At 38.9% G+C, this 22,077-nt stretch carries 20 protein-coding genes; 3 read left to right on the top strand and 17 right to left on the bottom strand.

Features of this window, described 5'->3' with window-relative positions; genetic code table 11:
• Positions 1 to 91: 91 nt before the first annotated feature.
• The 6 genes from PHY84_RS05295 to PHY84_RS11185 form a co-directional block, all read right to left on the bottom strand.
• Positions 92 to 547 (bottom strand): hypothetical protein, encoded by a 456-nt coding sequence (locus PHY84_RS05295; protein ID WP_299858326.1) that lies wholly within the window; start codon positions 545 to 547, stop codon positions 92 to 94.
• Complete coding sequence (locus PHY84_RS05290; protein ID WP_299858325.1) at positions 540 to 3,119, bottom strand: hypothetical protein; 2,580 nt, start codon at positions 3,117 to 3,119, stop codon at positions 540 to 542. The genes PHY84_RS05295 and PHY84_RS05290 overlap by 8 nt, the downstream gene beginning before the upstream one ends.
• Positions 3,112 to 5,223, bottom strand: a complete 2,112-nt coding sequence (locus tag PHY84_RS05285; RefSeq protein ID WP_299858324.1) for a WD40 repeat domain-containing protein — start codon at positions 5,221 to 5,223, stop codon at positions 3,112 to 3,114. Before PHY84_RS05285 ends, PHY84_RS05290 begins: the two co-directional genes overlap by 8 nt.
• The gene (locus PHY84_RS05280) at positions 5,220 to 5,555 is read right to left on the bottom strand and encodes a hypothetical protein (protein ID WP_299858323.1); all 336 of its coding nucleotides are present in this window, start codon (positions 5,553 to 5,555) and stop codon (positions 5,220 to 5,222) included. The genes PHY84_RS05285 and PHY84_RS05280 overlap by 4 nt, the downstream gene beginning before the upstream one ends.
• A 54-nt stretch (positions 5,556 to 5,609) precedes the next feature.
• Positions 5,610 to 6,620 (bottom strand): DUF1848 domain-containing protein, encoded by a 1,011-nt coding sequence (locus PHY84_RS05275; RefSeq protein WP_299858322.1) that lies wholly within the window; start codon positions 6,618 to 6,620, stop codon positions 5,610 to 5,612.
• 268 nt (positions 6,621 to 6,888) lie between these two features.
• Complete coding sequence (locus PHY84_RS11185) at positions 6,889 to 7,074, bottom strand: leucine-rich repeat domain-containing protein (RefSeq protein ID WP_363317889.1); 186 nt, start codon at positions 7,072 to 7,074, stop codon at positions 6,889 to 6,891.
• Between the two features lie 52 nt (positions 7,075 to 7,126).
• On the opposite strand from PHY84_RS11185, the gene PHY84_RS05270 reads away from it, so the two are divergent.
• The 3 genes from PHY84_RS05270 (at position 7,127) to PHY84_RS05260 (ending at position 8,905) form a co-directional block, all read left to right on the top strand.
• Positions 7,127 to 8,098, top strand: coding sequence for a WYL domain-containing protein (locus tag PHY84_RS05270; RefSeq protein ID WP_299858321.1), 972 nt, complete (start codon positions 7,127 to 7,129; stop codon positions 8,096 to 8,098).
• Positions 8,099 to 8,207: 109 nt separating this feature from the next.
• The gene (locus PHY84_RS05265; RefSeq protein ID WP_299858320.1) at positions 8,208 to 8,561 is read left to right on the top strand and encodes a hypothetical protein; all 354 of its coding nucleotides are present in this window, start codon (positions 8,208 to 8,210) and stop codon (positions 8,559 to 8,561) included.
• Positions 8,558 to 8,905: a hypothetical protein gene (locus PHY84_RS05260; protein ID WP_299858319.1), complete on the top strand. Its 348-nt coding sequence runs from the start codon at positions 8,558 to 8,560 to the stop codon at positions 8,903 to 8,905. Before PHY84_RS05265 ends, PHY84_RS05260 begins: the two co-directional genes overlap by 4 nt.
• 274 nt (positions 8,906 to 9,179) lie before the next feature.
• On the opposite strand, the gene PHY84_RS05255 is transcribed toward PHY84_RS05260, so the two are convergent.
• The 11 genes from PHY84_RS05255 to PHY84_RS05205 form a co-directional block, all read right to left on the bottom strand.
• Complete coding sequence (locus PHY84_RS05255) at positions 9,180 to 11,720, bottom strand: phage/plasmid primase, P4 family (protein WP_299858318.1); 2,541 nt, start codon at positions 11,718 to 11,720, stop codon at positions 9,180 to 9,182.
• A complete protein-coding gene (locus tag PHY84_RS05250) occupies positions 11,717 to 11,992 on the bottom strand; it encodes a hypothetical protein (protein ID WP_299858316.1) in 276 nt (91 codons plus the stop codon). Before PHY84_RS05250 ends, PHY84_RS05255 begins: the two co-directional genes overlap by 4 nt.
• An 89-nt stretch (positions 11,993 to 12,081) precedes the next feature.
• The gene (locus PHY84_RS05245) at positions 12,082 to 17,322 is read right to left on the bottom strand and encodes a hypothetical protein (protein ID WP_299858315.1); all 5,241 of its coding nucleotides are present in this window, start codon (positions 17,320 to 17,322) and stop codon (positions 12,082 to 12,084) included.
• Positions 17,319 to 17,582 (bottom strand): hypothetical protein, encoded by a 264-nt coding sequence (locus PHY84_RS05240; RefSeq protein ID WP_299858314.1) that lies wholly within the window; start codon positions 17,580 to 17,582, stop codon positions 17,319 to 17,321. Before PHY84_RS05240 ends, PHY84_RS05245 begins: the two co-directional genes overlap by 4 nt.
• Positions 17,583 to 17,593: 11 nt before the next feature.
• Positions 17,594 to 18,175 carry a hypothetical protein gene (locus tag PHY84_RS05235; RefSeq protein WP_299858313.1) on the bottom strand — a complete coding sequence of 194 codons (582 nt, stop codon included), beginning with the start codon at positions 18,173 to 18,175 and terminating at the stop codon, positions 17,594 to 17,596.
• Positions 18,141 to 19,586: a hypothetical protein gene (locus tag PHY84_RS05230; protein ID WP_299858312.1), complete on the bottom strand. Its 1,446-nt coding sequence runs from the start codon at positions 19,584 to 19,586 to the stop codon at positions 18,141 to 18,143. Before PHY84_RS05230 ends, PHY84_RS05235 begins: the two co-directional genes overlap by 35 nt.
• Positions 19,587 to 19,646: 60 nt before the next feature.
• Positions 19,647 to 20,606: a hypothetical protein gene (locus PHY84_RS05225; RefSeq protein ID WP_299858311.1), complete on the bottom strand. Its 960-nt coding sequence runs from the start codon at positions 20,604 to 20,606 to the stop codon at positions 19,647 to 19,649.
• Positions 20,606 to 21,025 (bottom strand): hypothetical protein, encoded by a 420-nt coding sequence (locus tag PHY84_RS05220; protein ID WP_299858310.1) that lies wholly within the window; start codon positions 21,023 to 21,025, stop codon positions 20,606 to 20,608. The genes PHY84_RS05225 and PHY84_RS05220 overlap by 1 nt, the downstream gene beginning before the upstream one ends.
• Entirely contained in the window at positions 21,018 to 21,464 is a 447-nt protein-coding gene (locus PHY84_RS05215; RefSeq protein ID WP_299858309.1) for a lysozyme, read from the bottom strand. The genes PHY84_RS05220 and PHY84_RS05215 overlap by 8 nt, the downstream gene beginning before the upstream one ends.
• On the bottom strand, positions 21,461 to 21,688 hold the full coding sequence (locus PHY84_RS05210) for a hypothetical protein (RefSeq protein WP_299858308.1): 228 nt from the start codon (positions 21,686 to 21,688) through the stop codon (positions 21,461 to 21,463). Before PHY84_RS05210 ends, PHY84_RS05215 begins: the two co-directional genes overlap by 4 nt.
• The gene (locus PHY84_RS05205) at positions 21,685 to 22,077 is read right to left on the bottom strand and encodes a hypothetical protein (protein ID WP_299858307.1); all 393 of its coding nucleotides are present in this window, start codon (positions 22,075 to 22,077) and stop codon (positions 21,685 to 21,687) included. The genes PHY84_RS05210 and PHY84_RS05205 overlap by 4 nt, the downstream gene beginning before the upstream one ends.

Below are 22,077 nucleotides of genomic sequence, written 5' to 3'. Positions count from 1 at the left end.
TAAGAAAATTGAGTTAATTAGAGCAAAACAACGCGAAAGCAAAATGAGAATGATTTTTTTAAAGTAAAAAATAGCTACAATGAAAAATTAGCTACTTGGTGGGGATTGAATTTGCAAGTGGCTCTATATTTAAAACTTTTAAATTTTTCAATTTTACTATCTCCTTTGGCAAATTTTTTAAACTGTTAATATTCAAGTTTAATTCTTGTAAGTTTTTTAGAATATCAATATTTTGAGGTAAATATTCGATGACATTATTGTTAAGTTCTAACATTTCTAATTGTTTTAAATTACATAATTCTTCAGGAATGGTCTTTAGTCTGTTCCATCTTAATGAAAGTGACTTTGTTTCTAGCAAATCTTTTTTATTTGCAGGAAAATAAGTTTTTTCCTGAATAAGATAAAGCTCCGCCCACTCCAAAAGAGCTTCAAACCATTCATCATTATTTTTTGTTGCAAGAATCTTATTTGTCGTATTAAGCAAAGCTCTTGCTTTACTTAAAGCAATTTTAGTATTAGAATTTAAAACTACTAATTGATTATCCATTTACCCTAAATACTCTCTCAAATTTACTAAACCTTCCAATCTTACCATCTCTTATAGACATATCATGTACATATTCTAACACTTTTATATTTTTATGCACTTCATCCACAAAATCTCCATTATTATTGGATATAGCTATAAAATAAGCTTCTTTTAAAAGAGTGAAATCTATATCAATATAATCTACTGGCATCTTGTCATTTGTCAGTAAATTTAATGTAGTATCATTTTTTATAGTTTTTAATGCATCTGAAATCTTAATGTCAAGACTATTAAAAGCATCTATTTTAGCGCTGTCAAAATTAAGTGCTTCAATTTGTGCCATTGCTCTACCAAGAGTGCTATGATCGTTATCTATCAATAGAATTTGATTTACTTTAACATCAAGCTGTTTCTCTTTGATATAATCAAGAACTAACATAGAAGCTATCCCTTGATTACAACTCCAGTCTATCAAAGTGATAGTTTGATTATTGAATTTTTCTATAAACTGTTCAAGAGCATCATATATCAATGCTTTACGCATTTTTCCACTTTCTGCCAAGTTCTTTTGCATTTGATCTGCATTATTATCATTTACTAAGCTATTACAGTATCTTCTAATCTTTTCAAAATTCGGATTTTCTATATTTTGGATGTGGTTTGAGTAGGGTGAATTTTCTGATTTTATTTTTTTAGATGTTGTGGTTGTTTTTTTTACATTTTCTTTGATGACTTGTTCAGTCTGAGGCTGTGCAATATTAAATGTTTGATATGTAACATTTTGGACACTCAAATTTTGAACACCAGAAGTAGTATTGATAAAACGCAAGTTAATTAATGACCGATTTTTACTTACTAAGTCATTGGCAACTTTTTTAGCTTCATCTTTAATTCTTAGTAAAGACTTTACATCGTGGATAGATTGAAATTGATTTAAAATCCAATTGTAAACAATTTCAAATACTTCTTCGGATGTTAGTTTATTGTCAAAATTGTTTTTCTCGTATTTGTTTAAAGTATTATCATCTATACTACCTATCTCTTCTTTAAACACAGTAGATTGTTTTTCTAAATTTTCAAGCCAATTTTTTTGACTGGGTATGAGTTTTAAATTTGGATTTCCTCGCAATTGTAATTTTTTAAGTTTAGTAAACTTCACTATTTCTTTAGGTAAATAAGCTAAGTTACAATCCCATAAAATCAACTCTTCTATATTTTCAAGATTACAAATTTCACTTGGCAAGTTTTTTATCTTTATGTTTGTAAAGTCTATGGTTTTGATCCTAAGTAATCTTTCTCTTTTTCTTGGCAGTTTAGCATTTGGTATTTGATTTGTATCTGCCCAATCCCAAAGATTTTGTATCCATTGCTCAACTCTTTCTTGTTCAATAGAATTTTTTTCTTCTAAAATACCTATAGCCTCATCCTTCAAGACTTCTTCTTGCTTTTTAAGTTCTGCTTTTAACTCTTCAAAATATGCATCCCAATCATCAAGCTCTGATATAGTGACAAATGTATCATCGGTTTTTATTTCTTCTATCTCATTGATTACTCTTTTTATAGACTCTTCGAGTTCTTCTATTTTGGCTTTTAACAGCTGTTTATCCTCTATAACATCACTAGAGATTTCGAATGTAGTACCATTTTCTAAACTGTTTAATATCTCTTTTACTTTCGATATATCTTTTTTACTATAAGCATCATTGAGCATCTGCATGATCTCATGCGCTTTTTCTTTAAATTTATCTATGACTATATCCGGATGACATAGTTTGCAAGCTTTTTTCCAAAGAGTTTTAAGTTCTTTTTTTTCATCTTCATTAAGTACTACACTGTTTTCTTCTTTAATGTATTCGTATTCACGATGATAATCTTCATAAGTTTGTTTGGCTTCCTCATACTCTTCAAGCACTTCATCATCATCTATCTCTTCTTTTATATCATTTAGTTTTTGCTCTTGAGAATATAGTGCATCTTCCAACTCTTCGAGCTCATCTTGAAGCTCTTGATAAGCTTTATATATCTCATCGTATTGTTCATGAGATTCATCTATATTATCAAGTGCATTTTTTAGTTCATCTATAGTGCTTTTTAGTTCATCTACAGTCTCTTTAGTTTCATTATAAGTTTTATGATCTTGTGCATACTGCTCTTTTAACTTTTGTTTTTTTATGGTTTGTTTGTAAAGTATCTCTTTTTTTAGGTTGAGAATATTTTCTATGATAGAACCTAGATGGAGATTATACTGTGTGTTAAACTCTTCTATATCATTGAGATATTCTGCTTTTTGTTCGCTTAGGCTTTGGAGTTTTTTTTCTAATTTTTTTAATTCTCGTTGTAATTTATGAAACTCTTTATCTTCATAAATAGTTATATCATGAGTCTTTTGCATTGTATTTATATATTTTGTGAGATTTTGGTAAGCTAAAGTATAATCTTTAAACATGATATCTTCTAGTATCAAATCTATTTCTTGTTCTATATCTCCAAGTTCTAATATTTTTGCAATTAAAATTTCACTGACCTCATAATCTTTAATTTTCAATGTTTCTAATAATAAAGAGAGCCTGTTTTTCAGTAAGCTATTCATATCTTCCTGCTTCTATAAAATTCCCTTTTTTTCTAAAGTGAGCAATCTCTTCATGGGTTAGTTTTCTTTGACTAAGCGGTGTTTCACTTACTCTTATATATTTTTCTATAGCTTCATCATCAGCTCTAAAATAACCATTTTTATCTATCGCTATTTTGTATGAGTTATCTATGGTATATATACACTCTCCGCTTTGAATGTTCCAGATTTTTATAGCTCCATCTTCACTTCCAGAGACGATATGCTCTCCATCCGGAGTGATGGCAAGGGTATTTACCTGGTTTCTATGTCCCTCTAAAGTCTTTAAGCACTCTCCGCTTTTTATATTCCAGATTTTAATTGGTTCATCATAGCTTCCAGAGACGATATGCTCCCCACTAGGAGTGATGGCAAGGGTACTTGCCCAGCCACTATGTCCCTCTAAAGTCTTTAAGCACTCTCCGCTTTTTATATTCCAGATTTTGATTGTTTCATCATCGCTTCCAGAAGAGACGATATGCTCTCCATTCGGAGTGATGGTAAGAGCCATAACACAGCCACTATGCCCCTCTAAAGTCTTTAAGCACTCTCCGCTTTGAATGTTCCAGATTTTGATACTCTCATCATAGCTTCCAGAAGAGACTATATGCTCTCCATCCGGAGTGATGGCAAGGGTAATTACTGTGCCGTTATGTCCCTCTAAAGTCTTTAGGCGCTCTTTGCTTTTTATATTCCAGATGTTGATAGTGTTAGTGTCATCTTCACTTCCGGAGACGATATGCTCTCCATCCGGAGTGATGGCAAGGATACTCACCCTGTAACTATGCCCATCTAAAGTCTTTAAGCACTCTCCGCTTTGAATGTTCCAGATTTTGATTGGTTTATAATAGCTTCCAGAAGAGACTATATGCTCTCCATCCGGAGTGATGGCAATGGTATTTACTGTGCCGTTATGTCCCTCTAAAGTCTTTAAGCACTCTCCGCTTTGGATGTTCCAGATTTTGATTGTTTCATCATCGCTTCCGGAGACGATACACTCTCCATCCGGAGTGATGGCAAGTGTATTTACCCGGTTTCTATGTCCCTCTAAAGTCTTTAAGCACTCTCCGCTTTTTATATTCCAGATTTTGATACTCTTATCTTTACTTCCGTAGACGATACACTCTCCATCCGGAGTGATGGCAAGGGTATGTATCCGGCTACTATGCCCTTTTAAAGTCTTTAAGCACTCTCCGCTTTGAATGTTCCAGATTTTGATACTCTCATCATAGCTTCCAGAGACGATATGCTCTCCATCCGGAGTGATGGCAAGGGTATTTACTGTGCCGTTATGTCCCTCTAAAGTCTTTAAGCACTCTCCGCTTTTTATATTCCAGATTTTGATACTCTTGTCTTCACTTCCGGAGACGATATGCTCTCCATCCGGAGTGATGGCAACGGTATTTACTGCGCGACTATGCCCCACTAAATTCTTGATGCACTCTCCGCTTTGAATGTTCCAGATTTTGATTGGTTCATAATAGCTTCCAGAAGAGACTATATGCTCTCCATCCGGAGTGATGGCAAGGGTATGTATCCGGCTACTATGTCCTTTTAAAGTTTTTAAGCACTCTCCACTCTTTATGTTCCAGATTTTGATTGGTTCATAATAGCTCCCAGAGACGATATGTTCTCCATCCGGAGTGATGGCAAGGGTATTTACTGTGCCGTTATGTCCCTCTAAAGTCTTTAAGCACTCTCCACTCTTTATGTTCCAGATTTTGATTGTTTCATCATCGCTTCCGGAGACGATATGCTCTCCATCCGGAGTGATGGCAAGGGTACTCACCCTGTAACTATGCCCTTTTAAAGTCTTTAAGCACTCTCCGCTTTGGATGTTCCAGATTTTGATACTCTCATCATAGCTTTCAGAAGAGACTATATGCTCTCCATCTGGGGTGATGACAAGGGTATTTACTTCGTTGCTATGTCCCTTTTCCATAAGAAAATGTTTATAACTAAAGCTCTGCACCAAATCTCTAGTATCTTTTTTAGAAAGTATTTTATTGGTTACATCAAGCAAGCTTTTTGATTTTACAAGCGCTGCCTTACTGTTTTGGTTAATTGTGGTTATATCATTTTTCATCTATTTTTCCATGTGTTCATATAGCCGAAAAACTCACTATAACTGATTTTTCCAGATTCAATTTCTAACTTTTTTATTTCTAACATTTTGTTAAACTTTTCTATATGATCATCACTCATAGTTTTATCATCGAGTATAAAATCCATTTTTATGTAGTTTATGAAGCTATTATCTTTTTGATAGATGTCATATAACTTTTTCCATCTTTCTTCACTTTCTCTTTTTAAATCAGCACTAAAATCATCTAAATAGTTTATCAATTCCTCGCAACATTTGTTTTTTTCATGTTTTAAAATTCTATATCCATGAATTATATTTTTAAAAATCCCCATATATAATTTCCCTCTTTATAATGCCATATAAGATGATAAATTTAGTTGATATGCTCAAATAATACTTTCTTTGTTTTTATCACTCAAATAACTCTCGTAATTTCTCTTTGCAACTTGCTTAGACACGTTTGCATAGCAGTAGTTACACTCATGTGGGCAAGTATTATATGCACCTATATCTTTTGCAACAATACAGCCGCAATCTTCTCTTTGCCCTTTGTCTTTTAGTTTTTTTGTTTTAACTACTTCACCATCACTAAAAAGATCTGCTTGTTGTATCTCTACACCTAAAAAGTCCATAAGTTCTTTGTCATGACTAAACAACTCTATCATCAAATCATCATCAACACATTTGTTGTGTGCTATTTTATATTTTTGCAGATCTATTTTTTCGCTACAAGTTGCTAGCTGTAAGTTCCAAGCCTTGTTAAGCTCACTCAGCTTACTAGCAAACTCATCCATCAGTTCAGTTGACCACTCTATATATGGTACCTGCTCTTTATCAAGGTTGCTTTGTACTTTTTGGTAGATCCCAATATCCACAAAACTAAATACAAGTTTTTCTGTGTAGTTATGTAGCTCATCACCTATTTTTTTGATGCGTCTTAGTAACTCATCTATATCTATCTCTTTGGTAAGTATAAGCGGGTCAAATCTCCAGACCACCCTTTTTTTACCTACTCTTTGTGATAGCTCTTTAAAGCTTTTTATTCTACTTTCAACACTAGGGACTTTTGCTTCATACCCCTCTGCATCATAGTCATTTAAAGAGTATTGAAAATAGTACTGAGGTGTATTTTTGTCTAACCAATCAAGATACTTAAACATAGGTCGAGGATTTTTTGTCCAAAATACAACTACTCTTGCATTTGCAAACGAGACATAAAGAGGTTTGCCATTGAATGGATTTGTCCACCTTATATATCCAGCTTCCCATCTGTTTATGAACCAGTCACTATAAAATGCAGGTATGTCTGTAGAACGACTAGCAGAAATAATAACAGGAGCCTGTGCTTCTGTTGTTGTGCCGTCATTTAAAGTTATTATTTGTTTTTTTAATAGCATTAGTAAGTCTATCCATTTATTAATAAATATTTTTTTAAATAAGTTTCTATTTCTTCTTTTAATGACAAAGGTACATATCTTAATTGATCTATTGATTCCAAACTAACTCCTTCTTATTTTTCAAGATCCTATATGATTAAATAAACATATTTTGTCTATTCTGTTTTTTTTTGCTTTTGATGGCAAAATATACCCATTCCCTCTAGAATCTTTATCTTCTATCCATAATGTATCATCATATTTTAAATTCAAAGCTTTGATTACTTCATCATCTTTTGATATTCACTGTATTTTCAATATCTAAACTTCTTAATTGTGTTAATTTAGAAAAAGAAGATGGAAGCTTTTTAATATCGTTGTTTGATATATTAAGTTTTTGTAAATCTTTTAATTCTGATAGAAGAAATAAATGTTGACTTAAACAAAGGTAAAATTTAAATTTATAAATAGACAAAATATGTCTTAAATAAAGTATATAATTATGCAATTTTTTAAAAGGCTACTATATGACTAACCAAACAGTAAGAGTACTTGAACTGCTTAAAAGATTTAACGATGGGCAAAAAGTTTGTATAGATGCTCTCAAGAATGATATGTTATGGGAGGGTAAAAACGAAAAAACCATCAGAAGAGATCTGGACATCATAAAAGAGCTGTTCCCGGATTCATTTGAGCTTATCAGAGGTGGCAAAGGAGAAAAAGGGTGCTACAAAGCCATCACAAAACAGGCATTTGATAATTTTCTTAAACCTCAAACACTTTCGCTAATGGTTCAAGTTTTTAACATAGCACAAAGAAGTGATCTTTTTGATGAGTTTGAAATCAGCAAAGATGATAAGACCATACTTAGTGCAAAAATAAAACAGATTGGTCAAGCATTTGAATTTAAAAACAAACCCTTTGAGAGCAAAAAAGATGATCAGGTGCTCTTTGGAAAACTTCAAGAGTGCATACTAAAACAAAAATATGTCATCATAGAATATCCTTCCAATGACGGGTGGAAAAAGATAGAGGTTATGCCGTATAAGATGGTCTTTATGAACGAGAACTTCTATCTTGCATGTGCGGTCGAACATGAAGAGTATGAGTTTAGTATCTTTAGGATCTCTAAGATCAAAAATATAGAAGAGACAAAAAAGACATATCAGATGAACTTTGATATAGCAGACTTTATAAAATATATGCAAACGCCTTTTGCCCTTTACAGAAAAAACTATAGGCAGCACCTTATAGAGGTTGTACTTGAGGTTGATGCCTCAAAAGCCTACTTCTTTGGCGCAAAGAAGTTTTTATCATCTCAAAATATCATAGATACCAAAGAGAACGGCAATGTTTTGGTTTCTTACAAAGTAACGCAAGAGCGGGAGATAGAGGATTTCATAAAACAGTGGATACCACATGTAAAAATCGTCTCACCCGCAACTCTAAGAGATAAAATAACTGCAGAATTAAGCCAGTATCTAGCCGCGACAAAATAAGTCCACTACTTTCAATACAATCACTCTCATAAGAAATGTGGGGGTGAACATGGTAAAAAAATCTAAATAAGATCATCATCTTTAAAATTCAAAATATAAGAGGAAAATAATGAAAAGCATTAAAATGTTTACGGCATTGTTGCTGGTTTTTGGAGTCGTCTTTTCTGGATGTTCAAGCAAAGAGGTTGTCTTAGAAAAAGTACCGCCGAAAAACTATGAAGTTCTTGGCAAAGCAGAGGGAACGGGCAGCGGTTCTTTGGGACTTCTTGGAACAGCATACTACTTTGTGCCGATGGGGTTAAATACAAGAGTCGAGAATGCGTACGATGATGCGCTTGAAAGCGTTGAAGGTTCTACAGGGCTGATGAATGTCACTTTTCAAGAAGATTGGTACTGGTGGGTTATAGGAACTAACCGAAAGGTAACTATAACCGGTGATGCTCTCAAGGAGGTAGAAAAATGAAAACACCCAGATATATCATAAGCTCTTTGCTTATTGGAGCAGTGTCTCTTTTGGTAGTAGGATGTGCCGGCAAGCCTATATCGTTTAAGAGCGTACCGCCGCAAAAGTATGAAAATGTTAAAGACAAAGGCAGAGAGATAAGCGCTTCGGCAAGTGGCTTTCAGCTCCTTTTATTTATACCGATTGATATAAATGATCGTCATGAAAGAGCTTATCAGCTTTTAAAGGCGCAAGCCGGTGATGGATATATGACAAATATAAGGATAGAAGAATCATGGACTTATGCGTTTGTCGGCACCAGCTATAAAACAACGCTCAAGGCGACTCTCTATCCAAGAGAGTAGATACAGCTCTTAGCTGCAAGCTTTTTGCTTGCGCTAATCGTGATAATTTATAAATAAAAAACATAGTTTAACTTCTAATAGATATTATATGATTAAATGTTTATCTACAATATAGCTTAACAAGAGGTTAAGAAAATGCAATTTTTAAAATAATCTAAAAGTTGCTAAAAGTGCCTATTTTAGGCTTACATAGCGGTTGGTTTCTCTTTCCACATTTGAAAAAATCGCAAATTTATACCCTTTGTGGGACACAAAAGGAACAAAAAAAGGAACACTAGATTGTCTCTATACCGTTATAAACTCTCTCAGATTTACCGTTAAGATTCATCACTCTGCTCTCAAGTTTCATAAACTCTTTTAAGTCTTTGCCAAAGTTATTTTTACTCTTAGCCATCACGCCCTCACTCTCACAGTACTCTCTGTATTTGTCGTAAACGCTTTGTGTTGTTATGTAAACCACTTCGCTGTTAAGTCTTATGTGTTCACTTGCAAACCTGTAAACATTGTTTGCGTCAAGTTCGTACTCGTTTATGATATGTTTTACTTCATCTGCTGCGCTAAATCTTCCGTTTTGGATGAGTCTTCTCATCGCTTCAAGAACTCTGTTGAAGATGCCGCTTAGCTCGTTTTGGATAATCATATCGTCCAAGCCATCAACACGGCGGTATCGTGGGTTTGGATGGTCGTATGAAAAAGTCTGCTCAAAAGGCAAAAGAACCAAACGGCGTATGAACGATGGTTCAGTATTTTTTGGCATTTTGTTTGTTGATATTACAAGTTTAGGCGGTCTCTCGAGCAGTACCGCACTTTTAAACTTAGGGTTTACTTCAAAGGGCGTACCGTCGCTCATCATCTTTATATAGTCGAGTTCTGAGGGTTTTAGGGTCGAGAGGTTTCTGTCCTCTGCGAAGTTTACCACCTTGCCGACAAGACCCTCCATCGTAAAGCCCTCAAACTGCATAACACGCCCTATACTTGATGGATTTAAGAACGCTTTATAAATGTTCATAAATACAGATTTGCCGTTTGCTCCGCTACCGGTTAAGAGTAGAAACTTTTGAAGCTTAGAGCCACTCATGAGCGAGTAAGCTATGAACTCTAAAGCAACATTTTGTAGAGCCTTGTTTGGGAGAGAGCTGTCGAGAAACTCATCAAACATAGGGCATGTCGCATCTTTGTCATACTCAAAGGGCAGTATGTAGTCAAACCCAAAACTCACATCATGGCGCAGTGTCTTGCTTTGCGTCATGTCAACTACACAGTTGAGCGTGTTTATGGTTATGTTTCTATCAATCCCGACATTGTAGAGGCTAGGAACTATCTCTGCAATGTTTAGGTAGATGGCAGTCGAAGCCGTGACATCCTGCACTTCAACTATAAGTTTCCCAAGCTTCAAGAGGTAAAAACGGTTAAAGTCCCTCAGGTCCCACTTCTCAAAATATTTCCCATTGTAAAAGTAAACATTCATCCCATCACTTCTAAGCGCAAAACCCAGACGTTCACACTCAAGGGCTATGTGTTCACTCGCCTTGATGCGCTTTTCAACATTGAAAAAATTGATTTCTTTTTCCATGTTTGAGATAGTAGCCAACGCTTGAGAGAGTTCTTTTGTGTTTTCATAAGAAGCAGTTTTTATAAGGTTGTCTTGAGCTTCCTCGATCGCTTTTTTAATGCGTACTATCTCATAGTTTTTTTTATCAGCCCAACTCATCAACGAGGCTTTATAGCGGTTCATGTTTGCCAAAAGTGCGTATTCAAACTTAGCAAGAACACTAAAGTCGTTTGTGTCAAGTGGAGCTTTTAGGCTCTCTAAGAGCATGGTTCTTGCCGTGCTAAGAGCCGATGCACTTTTCTTTGGAACTATAAAAGCTCTTCTTGCTATCTCAAAAAATTCAGCTTCATTTGAGAGAGGGTAGAGCGTGAGATAGTCGCTAACGTCGAACTTTTCAAAGAGTTGTCTCTTATGACAAAGTTTCTCAAAGTCCATAAAGTAAACAGTCTTAATGCCCATCTTGTAAAACTCTTTAGCCCTGGGCAAAACAGCGTCAAACCCCGCTCTGTCATAGTCAAACCATATGTACACCGTACTTATGCCATCAAGAGCTTTGGAGAACTTGACCCACGAGTTACCGACACCGCCAAGTGTCATGACGTTGATGCCAAGAGCAGAGAGATTGAGTGCATCTTTTTCGCCCTCAACGACCACAGCATACTCTTTAAAACTCGTGATGTTAGGAAACACGGCCGTGGTTGCGCCATCTTTTGCAGAGGCACTTATCCATTTGCCCTCAAAACCTTTTTTTTCACGCCACTTGATGTTGACAATTTTTTCATTATCAAAGATGCCTATAACAAGCGTGTTGTGAAAACTGTCCCACCCAAGAGAGCGAAAGAGCATATCATCATGCACTATCCTCTCCACATTCACAAATATCTTCTGCAAGTGCGGAAGATAGTCACGAAAATGGAGCTTTAAACGGTTATGACACTCTTCAAAAAAGCTTTGCATATCAAACGCTTTTTTAGGTGCAGAGTGCTTTTTCTCCTCTTCATAGGGAATTTTTGCCGCATCGCAGATATACTTAGCCGCATCAACATTGCTAAGATTTTTTAACACCATAACAAGGTCTATAAGCGTCCCTTTAAAGTCCCCTCCAAAATCGCTAAAAAGCCCATCTTTATAGCTAAAAGAAGCCGTTTTTTCATCGGGACGAAAAGGCGATTTTGCTTTTTTTTGTCGGTTAAACTCCACACCAAGGTTAAGTGTAGCAAACCCGCATGCGTCTATACTTTTAGCAGCCTCAAACACATTCATTTAAACACCTCTCTCCACATACGCACGCTTCTTAGCCCGTTGATATACACCCTTGCTTCATCTGGGCTTTTTGTTGCCCTCTCACTGATTAGGTCAGAAAAAAAATGGAGCAACTCATCCCCGTTGTCACTGGTAATGCGCTTTATGGCAAGAAGCTCATCGAAGTTTGGCGAGCAGACACCGCCAAGCCATCGATAGACAGTAGAGACATCCACGCCAACTGCTTTTGCAAATCTTTTTTTATCTTTTTTTAGCAGTCTGACTATCTCCACATGCGCTCCTTTTTTGTAAATTTTTCAGTATTTTATACGAGTTTTTGCCCATCTCTTACGAGTGTCGCAAAGAGATACATTTTGCGATACTATTTAAGTTTTTGGTAGCTTTTTCGCAGTTTTGCGAATTTGACTTTTTTCTCATCTGGGCTTATTTCGTTGCTCTGCAAAACTCTTCTACCCTCGTTTTCTATCTTCTCAAGCACCAAAGCTTTCACTTTTTTATCATCAATGGTTATCTTTTTCTCAAACGTCTCTCCAAGCTTTTGCACTCTCTTAGCCTCAAGCAAAAGTTCGTCAAGTTCCATATCGCCATAAGCCACCTTTGAGATAGAAGCTTTAAACTTACGCTCTTTGCTCTCCCATAGCTCTTTTGTAGCGGAGGCTTTATGCACAGTGATATCTTTTCCAAGCAAGTAATCCTTTAAAACCTCGCTTTTTGTGAGTGCTTTGTGTGAGTACTTGTCTATCTTGCCGTTGTTGGCATCTGCTAAGTCTCCTATGAGTTTGCCTGCATAGTTTGGGGCAACCTCTTTGTACGCTTCAACGCCTCTCTCAAAAACGCCTTTTTTATCGTTTTGATGTTGAGAAGACAATATTTTTATCAGAGAACCGACATATCCAAGCTTCTGCTCATAGCGACTATCTTCAGAAAGAGGGTTAGTCCAAGCATCGATGATTTCTAGCGGGTTGCTTCTCATGCCTATCGCCCATCGTCCGACATTAAACCCCTCAAGGTATTTGCCATCTTCACTGTCCCACACTAAAGTTTTAGGCACAAAAAAGATATTGCCGCTTCCTTTATGAAAAAAAGGCAAAAGCTCATTCTCTTTTTCATCCGGTTTAAGCCCACTCGCACTAAGTGCCGCCACAAACAGCCCAAACTTCACAGGGTTCTCGGCTATAGCACGAAACGCTACAGGGGCAGAACGCACGGTAAAAGAAGCAAACGGCAAAACGCCACCACGGTCAAGCATTCGCACTGCCGGAGGAAGCGGTTTTGTGTAGTCCACATAACCATCCCTTAAGTATGCGACAGCGTCCGCTTCACTCATGCCCTCGCTTGTTTTTTTAGCAAACACCATAGCCTTAAAAAGAGCATCTTCAAAACGGTAAAGCGTTCTTGCCGCCTCTCCAAGCGTCGTACCTTTTGCCAGAAAAAGCTCCTTAGCGGTTCTTGTCGCCATATCCAAAAGGAAGTTTGTATTTTTTGCGGTATCATCGCTAAAGTCTTTGAGCATAGCCGCCTCGATGTCTGGCATCTCTCCGTCGCTAAGCCCAAGTTCATGGATGCGTTTGTACGCCTCTCTCAGCTTCTTTGGATTTCCAAGAGTAGCAAACGCCATCGGGTCACGCAAACTCATCACAAAAACGTTACTCATAAAGTTGTTTAAGTGCGTAGCGGCATTTTTTACCGTGTCGTTAAGCTTCATGAGCGTCACGCCTTTTGCCCACGCATTACTAAGCCCAAACGCCTTAGCAGCCAAACCGCTTGAGTGCGAGATGTTAAGGTAGTAGTCAAGGTCGGCTTTGTCATACTTGCTTATATGCTTGCCACTAAGCGCACCATAGAGTTTAAACCTATCAGCCGTCGCTTCATCAGGTACTTTTTCAAACCCCGCCGCTTTAGCCGCCTCTTCACTTTCAAACATCTTAGTAGGTATCTTTTGAAGTATCTTAGCCCTTGCGATTTGCGCATTTTGTTTCTGAAGTGTGTACCAGACACTAAACGCCGCATCTCGCACCTCGCCCATCTCGCTTCTCTCTGCAAATGTATAGTCTCTATGAAGCTCTATTTTTGCTTTGCCATCCGCACCATGTGTTATGTTTTCAACAGTAAAAAGAGTATCACTGTTTTTAGTAGCTACGCTATCGCCCACTTCAAGCTCTTTGGCACTCTCACTATCCATCTGCATCACAACTTCTTTGCCACGTCTCGCCTTGATATGATCAACACTGCCACCGCTTGCAAAAAGAGAGTTTTGCAAACTTGTCGCTTCTTGTATATCTTTTTGGTAAGTTCTAGCCAGATAATGTTCTATGCTCTCATCCGCCTTAAGCTCTCCAAGCTCTACCAACTCTTTAGCATTTTGAGAGATGATGTTCCTTAGAGCTTTGTAAGTGTTCTCAAGTTCTGGCTTCAGCGCAGAGAGTTCGGCATCGCCGCTCAAGACTAAGTGAAGATTCTCTCTATCAGCCTTAGAGAGTTTTTCAAGATGTTTGTAAACCTCGGTAGCCTTGTTGCCTCTCGCACTTTGCTCTATCTTGTACGCACTAAAAGCATCTATGACATCATCGGCTCTCGCACCGCCATAAACCAAGTGACGGCTCAGAGCTTCATAGAGCTTATCCGCATGGACTTTTGCTAAAGCCTCTTTTGTAACAGCCCCGACTTTGCCCTGACCACGCAAAAAGTCGCTAAGGAAGTTATAAACGGGCATAAGCCTTTGCGCTTGCTTTTTGTCACTTGCATTTGCGGCGGTTTGGTAAAGAACATCGTTTTGTGATATACTTTTATCCATAAAACCATCGGAATGCGTGTCAGGACGATAAGGCAGAGGATTTTTACTTCGGTAATCTTCATCTGCCCATAGCCGTAAAAACAGTGGGAGTTCTTGGTCTCTTACTATCTTCGCTTTATCTCCCATGTAGAAAGTCTTTAGCTCTACTTTTTTATTGCCGAAATCTCTAAGTTCCACACCGACTAAAACGCCGTCTGGATGCCTCATGTAAAGCATGACACCGCTAGTAGTTCGACCCGTTTTTTCTTTATATGAAGTGACTTTTGCAAACTCAAAGTTATCTAGCACATTAACAATCTCGCCTATATACTTCAAGTCTTTACTATGTCTGTTTTTTATATGTCTTACTTCACTTGCTTTTATCTCTCTTGTGTATCCTGCTAGATTTATAAGTCCGTTTGTAAATTTATATATCTTGTCTGCACTAGCTTTATTTATCACGCCAAGATTAAAATAACCATTAAAGCTACCATCATTCAAAGCCTTTGATGTAAACTTCAAAAACTCTTTTTTGACTACTCCAACACTTAAACTTTCACCATCTTGGTAGAGTATGCTAGAGTTTTTAACACCTGCATCTTTAGGCTTATTTGCCTCTCTCTTCTCCAAAGCCTTAGCAAAGTAAGCCTTTGCCTCCTCATCTCCAAACACCGCACGGTAAAAGAGTTCTTGAGAAGCAGTGAGTTTAAACTTAGCCTCATTAGAGTTGAGGAGCGTTGCTAAAACATCTTTCAAAAACGCTCTTGTTTTTTCAAACACGCCTTTGATGGTTGTATTTGGAGCGTCTCCGGTTGCCGCCCACTTCACAAATCCCTCTGCAAAAGCTTCACTCCTATCACGTCCAGCTTCAACACCACCAAACGCCTCATCAAAAGCCACTCTCTCATCTTTGGTAAAAGTAGTCTCAAGCCAGTGCGCACTTTCATGAAAAACAGTAGTAAGGTCGGAGTTCTCAAAGATATGTATAACACCCTTGTCTCCAAGCTTCTCAAACATACCCTTGATAGAACCTTGCATAGTTTGCGGGGTTTGTGGTATAGTTTTAGTATCGCCTTTTGGATTGGGATTTTGTCGTGGCAGTCCATTTGTATCAAAGACGCTTCCCGCCGAAAATCGAGCGTCTGGGGCGATGTATTTTATTTTCCCCTCTTTTATTCTATTGTCTATTTTTCCTGTTTCTATGATATGAAAACTAACGCTCTCTCCATCAAACTCAACCGCCGCAAACTTTTTAACGGCATCAAAATCGGTAAAAGATTTCACATAGATATCAGCACCATTATGTTCCACGACCATCAAAGGCTTTTCTATGGACGGGCGCAACATTCCAAGATACTGCTCTCTGCCGTTGCCTATATTTTTCACAATAAGCTTGAGAGGAACTTCAACATCTTTACCAAGAGGGTCTTTGAAACTATTTGCATTAAACTCTTCTTGTATATTCTCAACACTAAACTTTCTCATAGGCTCAGCGTTATCATCAAAAAAAGAGTTTATTTCTGCTCTATCTTCACTTGTTTTTTTCTGAAACAGCGTAACAGCCTCATCCCAGTCATCAAAACTCATCTCTTTGGGTTTGTCTGTATATTTTGGGTCGTTGTATCTTGCGTCTGCATAGTCTGGGTGGTTATCTAGCGTGGAGAGGTCGGTGTTTACCTTTTGGAGTATCGTATCGTTAAGCTTGCCTTCTCTGATGTTTTTGATGTCTTGTTTGGTAAGCGTAAAGTCTGCATTGTAGTTTTTGGAGTAGCTAGCACCTGTTACGTCTGTTTGCCATCCCTCGCCGTTGTTGTAGTGGTTTATGTGGCGTGGTGCTTCTAAGTTTTGTCCGTATCGTGTGTCCTCAGCTTTTACCTCTTCTCGCATACTCATAAGCTCTTCAAAACGTGGATGTTCTTGAGCTTTTGCTAGAGCCTCATCCATCTCTTTTGACTTTACAAACACATCCCCGCTTACGCTATGCTCTTTGAGTTCAAGCGGTTTTTCGCCCAAAAGCTCATCTTTGCTCTTACCCATAGCCTCAGCCCTTGCTTCAACCACGCCGTTGACGACGTTTTGCGCTTGTGTAGGTTTTGGCTCTTCTTTGGCTTTTTTTCTAACATCAATGATATCATCGGGAGATATCTCCTCCGCTTCAAAAAGCTTAGCGTTGTCTGGTTTTGGTTCTGCTTTTGGAGAGGGTTTTGAAAAAGGAGCAACAGCCGCACCCATCACACCGCCAGTTGCCACACCGCCAAATCCACCGCCCATAGCTGCTTTTTTTATCTCCTCATCACTATCGCCTTTGCCGTAAGCGTTCGCCGCCTCTCCGACACTTCCTATCACACCACCCTCAGCCGCACCGCCCATAGCACCTAAACCTATCTTACCAAGAGTAGTAACACCTTTTTTAGCCAAGTACCCGCCCGCACCAAGCCCCGCAAGATTAAGCGGGTCAGATGGAGAGAAGTTTTCTACCACGCCTTGCACAGTCCACTCGCTAGGATGCATAAGCGTATCTCCAAGCGACATTCCAGTACTCTTGATGATGTCAAGCGTACCCTCAGCCTTTTGTGATTGGGCTTTAAGCTTCTCCAATTCTGCCTTACGCTCTGGAGTGCGCTCTTTGTCAAGGATTTGCTCTTTGGTCTCTTCCAGTTTTTGTTGCAAACCGCTAAGTTTTTTCTCATCAAACGGAGCATCAAACCCCACCGCTTTTGCTAGTGCATTTGTATAAGAGAGAGTTCTTGCCCCAGTAGAAGCAAAACCACGCAAAAACCCATCACTAACACTATCAGAGGAGGTATCAAGAATGTTTTTTAAGCTCATATCGCCACCGAAGCCGCCGCTTTGTTTATCGTAGCATCCTCTTCATCTTGACGCAACTGGTTTTTGTAGTAGCTCTCTCTTCCCAGGGCGTTTTCTTTTTTTGCCTCGCCAAGAGCCTTGTAAGAGTTGTACGCTCCAAACCCAGCCGCTCCGATGTTTGCTAGATTGCTCAAACCCTCAGCATTAGAGAGAAGCGAACCACCTAAACCCTTAGCACCATCAAGCAGGGAAGTCCCCGCACTTAGTATATTTTCCCACATATCACTCTCCTTTATTGTTCAAACATGGAACTACCTATAGTCCCACCTTTTTGTAAGCGTTTCGCTTTTTCATTCAAGTACTCGACATTTGAGAGATTCAAAAGACCTCTTTGTGAAGTACCTATGTCTCTGTTTTCTCTCTCGTTTTGACTATCTTTTTCTTGCCTTAGCAAGTTTCTAAAGTCTATGGCGTACTTCTTAGGCAACAAACCCGCCTCTACATCAGTTTTCTCTTTTTGCGCATTTTTCAAAGCTATATCCGCAAACGCTTTAGGGGCGATAGTCGGTATCTCTTCTAATGTTTTGTTCTTTTGCGCATTTGTGTTGAGTGCCGTTGCGGTTTTTACGTCGATTTCAGCGTTGTTTTTACTATCTCTTGTGAGGTTATCTATCTGGACGCCTTTTGCGTCTGCCTCTGTTTTTGCTATATCAGTGAGAGTTTTTTGCGCATCAAGTGCCGCCTTAGCTCTCGCACCTTTTACCGCTTCCATCTTCTCAAAAGGCTCTGCTATCTGCTTAAAAGGGTTAACTTTCAAAAGTGCATCCGCATAGCCATAATCAGGCTTGTACTGTAGTTGGTTGCTGTAGCCCATTTTGTTCTCCTTGTAGTTTTTCTAAAGTTTTTGCGTCAACTAGCATTGGCAAAAGCGCATCTTTTGCGATGGTAGAAGCACTTTGCGGGTCGATGTTGCCCAGAAGCTGGAGCGATTCTACAAGTCTCTGCTTTTTAAGCTCTTTGTTTTCCCCCGGCTTTTCTATCTCAATCTCCACATCATAGACGACCTCTCTTCTGTCTCGTATGCCTCTCATAAGAGCCTTAGGCGCATGAGCGGCGACAAGAGAGACATAAAGCTCTCCAAAGTCTTTAAAGAACGTCTCATGCACCGTGCGGATTTCAGCAGCTATCTTTGTGTTACCCTCACTTGTGAGTATGCTCATACCCGTTGCGGTTTGGTTGAGCATACCTGCACGGCTTATACCCGAGTTGTAGCTTGTCACTCCACTTGCTTCTTGTATCTCAAGGTCAAGATTTTTTATCTCGTTGGACGCTTGAAGCACGGATGGAGTAGGGGCAAACTGTATGCTCCTAAGATTGTTCACATAAAGCACATCCCCAGGTGCAGAGTTAAACCAGTCGTAAGAGCTAAGACCGCTCCCAGTCTCCGCCAAGATACGAGGCGTGAGGTTGTCTCTTGTGGTGTCACGCATTTGTGAGCGGATTTCGTTAAGCTCATCTTGAAGCGGAGCAAGCACACGACACTCACTGTCTCCATAAACATTGGAGTACATCACACCGTCAATGCCGTTCATGGCGTACTTCTCATAAATCTTTGCAAGTGCATACCCGAAACTAAAAGGGTGGCGACGCAGTAAAGCAGTGCGAAAAACAGCGTTTGCGTGGATACTTGCTACATTCCAGCCGTTGTCAAAGTAGTAGAAGTCATCCACGGCGTAACGGCTAAATATCCCTTTGTTAAGACCTTTTGATACTTTCTTTTCAACACCGTAGCTATCAAGCACAGAGCCGTCCACAAAGTAAGAGTGTACAAAGTATCTGCACTCGCCCAAACTCTTAGCATCCACATCAAAAGCAAAGTCCCGTGGGTCAACTCTCTCAACAACAGGACCCTCAAAACTCCAAAAAGTTCTCGTTATCCCTATGCCATAGATGTAAAAGTCGTAAAAGACACTAGTTAGAACCGACTTAAAAGGTTTGTTGCGTTCATAGTGGTTTATAGCACCGTTGAGAACCTCTGCATCATTTCCGCTCACGGTAAAGATACCATCGGCATTGAGGTAGGTTTCAAACAAAGAGGCGACTTTGCGCTTGATGGTTGAGTAGGTCTTTGGAACAAAGATTTTGGCACGGTTGCCAAGCGCACTCTCAACAGTGGGAGAGAACTTGCTCATAAACCTATACAAGTAACTATCAAGCGTTGTATGAAATTGTGCGTAGTGTGATTTTGCCGCGTTAGCGGTCGTGATTATCTCTTTTGTTTTCATCTTGTCATAGTAGGGGCTTTCACTATGAAAAGAAATCGTTTTTGCAGTTGTGCAAAAAGCCTAATAATGTGGAAGAGGGGGAACCGCCATGATGTCATCTCCAAGATATTCATCATCATCAACACTCCAGAGCATGTCGTTTTTGTAAGATGATTCACTAGGGTTCATTTTGTCTTTGTCTTTGGAAAACATTGTCGTACCCATGTTTATGGCAGTGCTAATGATAAACCCCATAGGACCGGTAAAATATATCGCAAGTGCGGAGAGCGCAAAAGAAAAAAAGTCACTAAACCAACCGCCATCCTCAGTCTCTATGTCTTGCACTATTCGCCCCTCTGTGTCTAGCCACTCGGCAAATGCAGTAGAACTCATGTTCTTACGCATCTTTTGGAGGTCATAAAAGTAAAACACTCTTTTTGTTTCGGTTATGGTGTAGTAAAGAAGCACCGCGTTCTCAGACATCGGGTCGTCATAAACACTCACATAAGAGATACCTTCGGCAGTGATGTTGATTCCCTCAAGAGTATCGACATTGTACGTATTGACAACAAGCTCGGTAGGGTCTTTTTCCGGATAGTAAATCCCCATAGCATCTACATAATCAACAGAGTTAACGTCTTCAAAAACCGCTCTCTGGAAAAACCCAAGAAAAGCGGGGTCGCTAGAACTGACAAGAAATTGTTCGTTTTTGATTCTCTCCGCACGAGAGAGTGGATAGAGCAAAACACCAGGCCATAAGTGGTCAAGTTCATTAGGCCAGTGAGCAAGACCAAACTCGTAAGTAGGAAAAAAGAAATCGGCAACAGGTTTTGCACTATCTAGCCGACCGTCATTAATGGGCGTATTAAAATAAATATCTATAGGAAGAGGCAGATATCCAGAACCAGACCTTGTCCCCTCGCTGTAGTTATCGACCAGATTAAAAAATTTATTTTTAAAAACACTTTTGGTTATCACAGAACCAAGAAGCGCACTCTTATAACTGGAGACGATATCAGAGTTGCGAAGAACGACACGCATTAAGGGTCTGTAGTTACGCTGGCAAAAGCTTCATCATCTGCAAGACGGTTGATGGACTTGCTAGCCACACCCCACCAAGCACCTGCGTTGTTTCCTGCCGACTTGATGATTCCAAGAGCCTCGCACACTATTTTGGCAGTATCCCGACGCACCGCATCATCAAGCGCGGAGGTCTGTCTGTCTTTGTATAGCTTACTTGCGCTAAGCTCGGAGATTTGGGCATCAAAAAGTTCAAGCTCTTTTTTGAGCTTAAGCGTACCAATGGCAGAATTGAGCAGCACTTCTACCGCCTGAACTTTAGCAGCATCACTAAGACTATCAAGCGGTACTTTTTCTACAAGCGTATCATATATTGTGACAAAGTCGGCTATAAACTCTTCAAGCGTTACTACAGGAGTAGCTACAACTGTTTCATCCATTGAACATCTCCATTTCCGTTTTTCTTCTTTTTGTAAGACCCGCAAGTGCAATGCCTTTGCTCTTGTCCCACTTCAAGAACTCTTTTGCCGCATCCTCAAACAAAGAGGCATTGAGCTTTTTGAGAAGCGTTGACTTTTTAAAATTTCCTATGCCCACATTGTATGTAAAACTTACAAGAGCATCAAACTGATTTTGATTCAAAAATGGCAAAGTAACATAGCGGTTTATTGCATCTTCATATTCGCCCAAAGTCGCTTCTAAAAGCTCCTCTGCTTCAAAGTACGTAACAGGCTTATCACTCATCTTGACGGGACGACCATCCGCATATTTTGTACTGCCATACCCTATAGTGGCTATTCCGGCAGGGCAATAGTACGGACTTGCACTAAAGCCCTCAAACGTCGTTATTAACTCTATACCTTTTAGACTTGTCTTCATTTGCAAACCTCACTGTTTCGTCTTAACTCTTCTATGCAAAGTCTCATATCTTTTATAATCTCTGTGTATGTAGCGGTTTTCTCTATCGTGCATTCAGTGTCTGGCACTATGCACTTTTGAGGTATCTTCACTTCATTAAACCTATCAACGTAAACGATTTTAGGTTCTTTTTCGGCACACCCAACAACAACAAAAGCCATTACAAAAAGCATTAATTTTTTCATATTCCGCTCTCTTTGATATTATCCAATATGTTTTTGATGTCGTCACACTCATTGCTTTTGAGATCTATCTTTGGAATCTCTTTGTATATGACTTTGTATCGCACGTCCGGAGGTTGAGACTTTAGCTCTCTTAGCTTCTCTTCCCTTTTCTTGATATCTGCCTCGTTTACGGCGATAGTCTCGTTTTGCATTTTGATAGAAGCATTGCACACGCTCACGCTTGCCTCTAAATGTGCTAGAGTAGTTTTGTATTTCTCTATCTCCAAATCTCTAACCAAAAGTTCGTTTTCAAGAGCGTTGATTTGGTACTCTTTTACTCCAAACATCACAAGCGCCACAACGCTCAAACCTAAAAAAAGATACTCTCTATAAGACATAAAAAGATTCAT

The organism is Sulfurimonas sp., from assembly GCF_028694605.1.
Classification (GTDB): domain Bacteria; phylum Campylobacterota; class Campylobacteria; order Campylobacterales; family Sulfurimonadaceae; genus Sulfurimonas.
The sequence above is the reverse complement of the archived record's forward strand: the minus strand, read 5'-3'. Positions and strand labels throughout refer to the sequence as shown.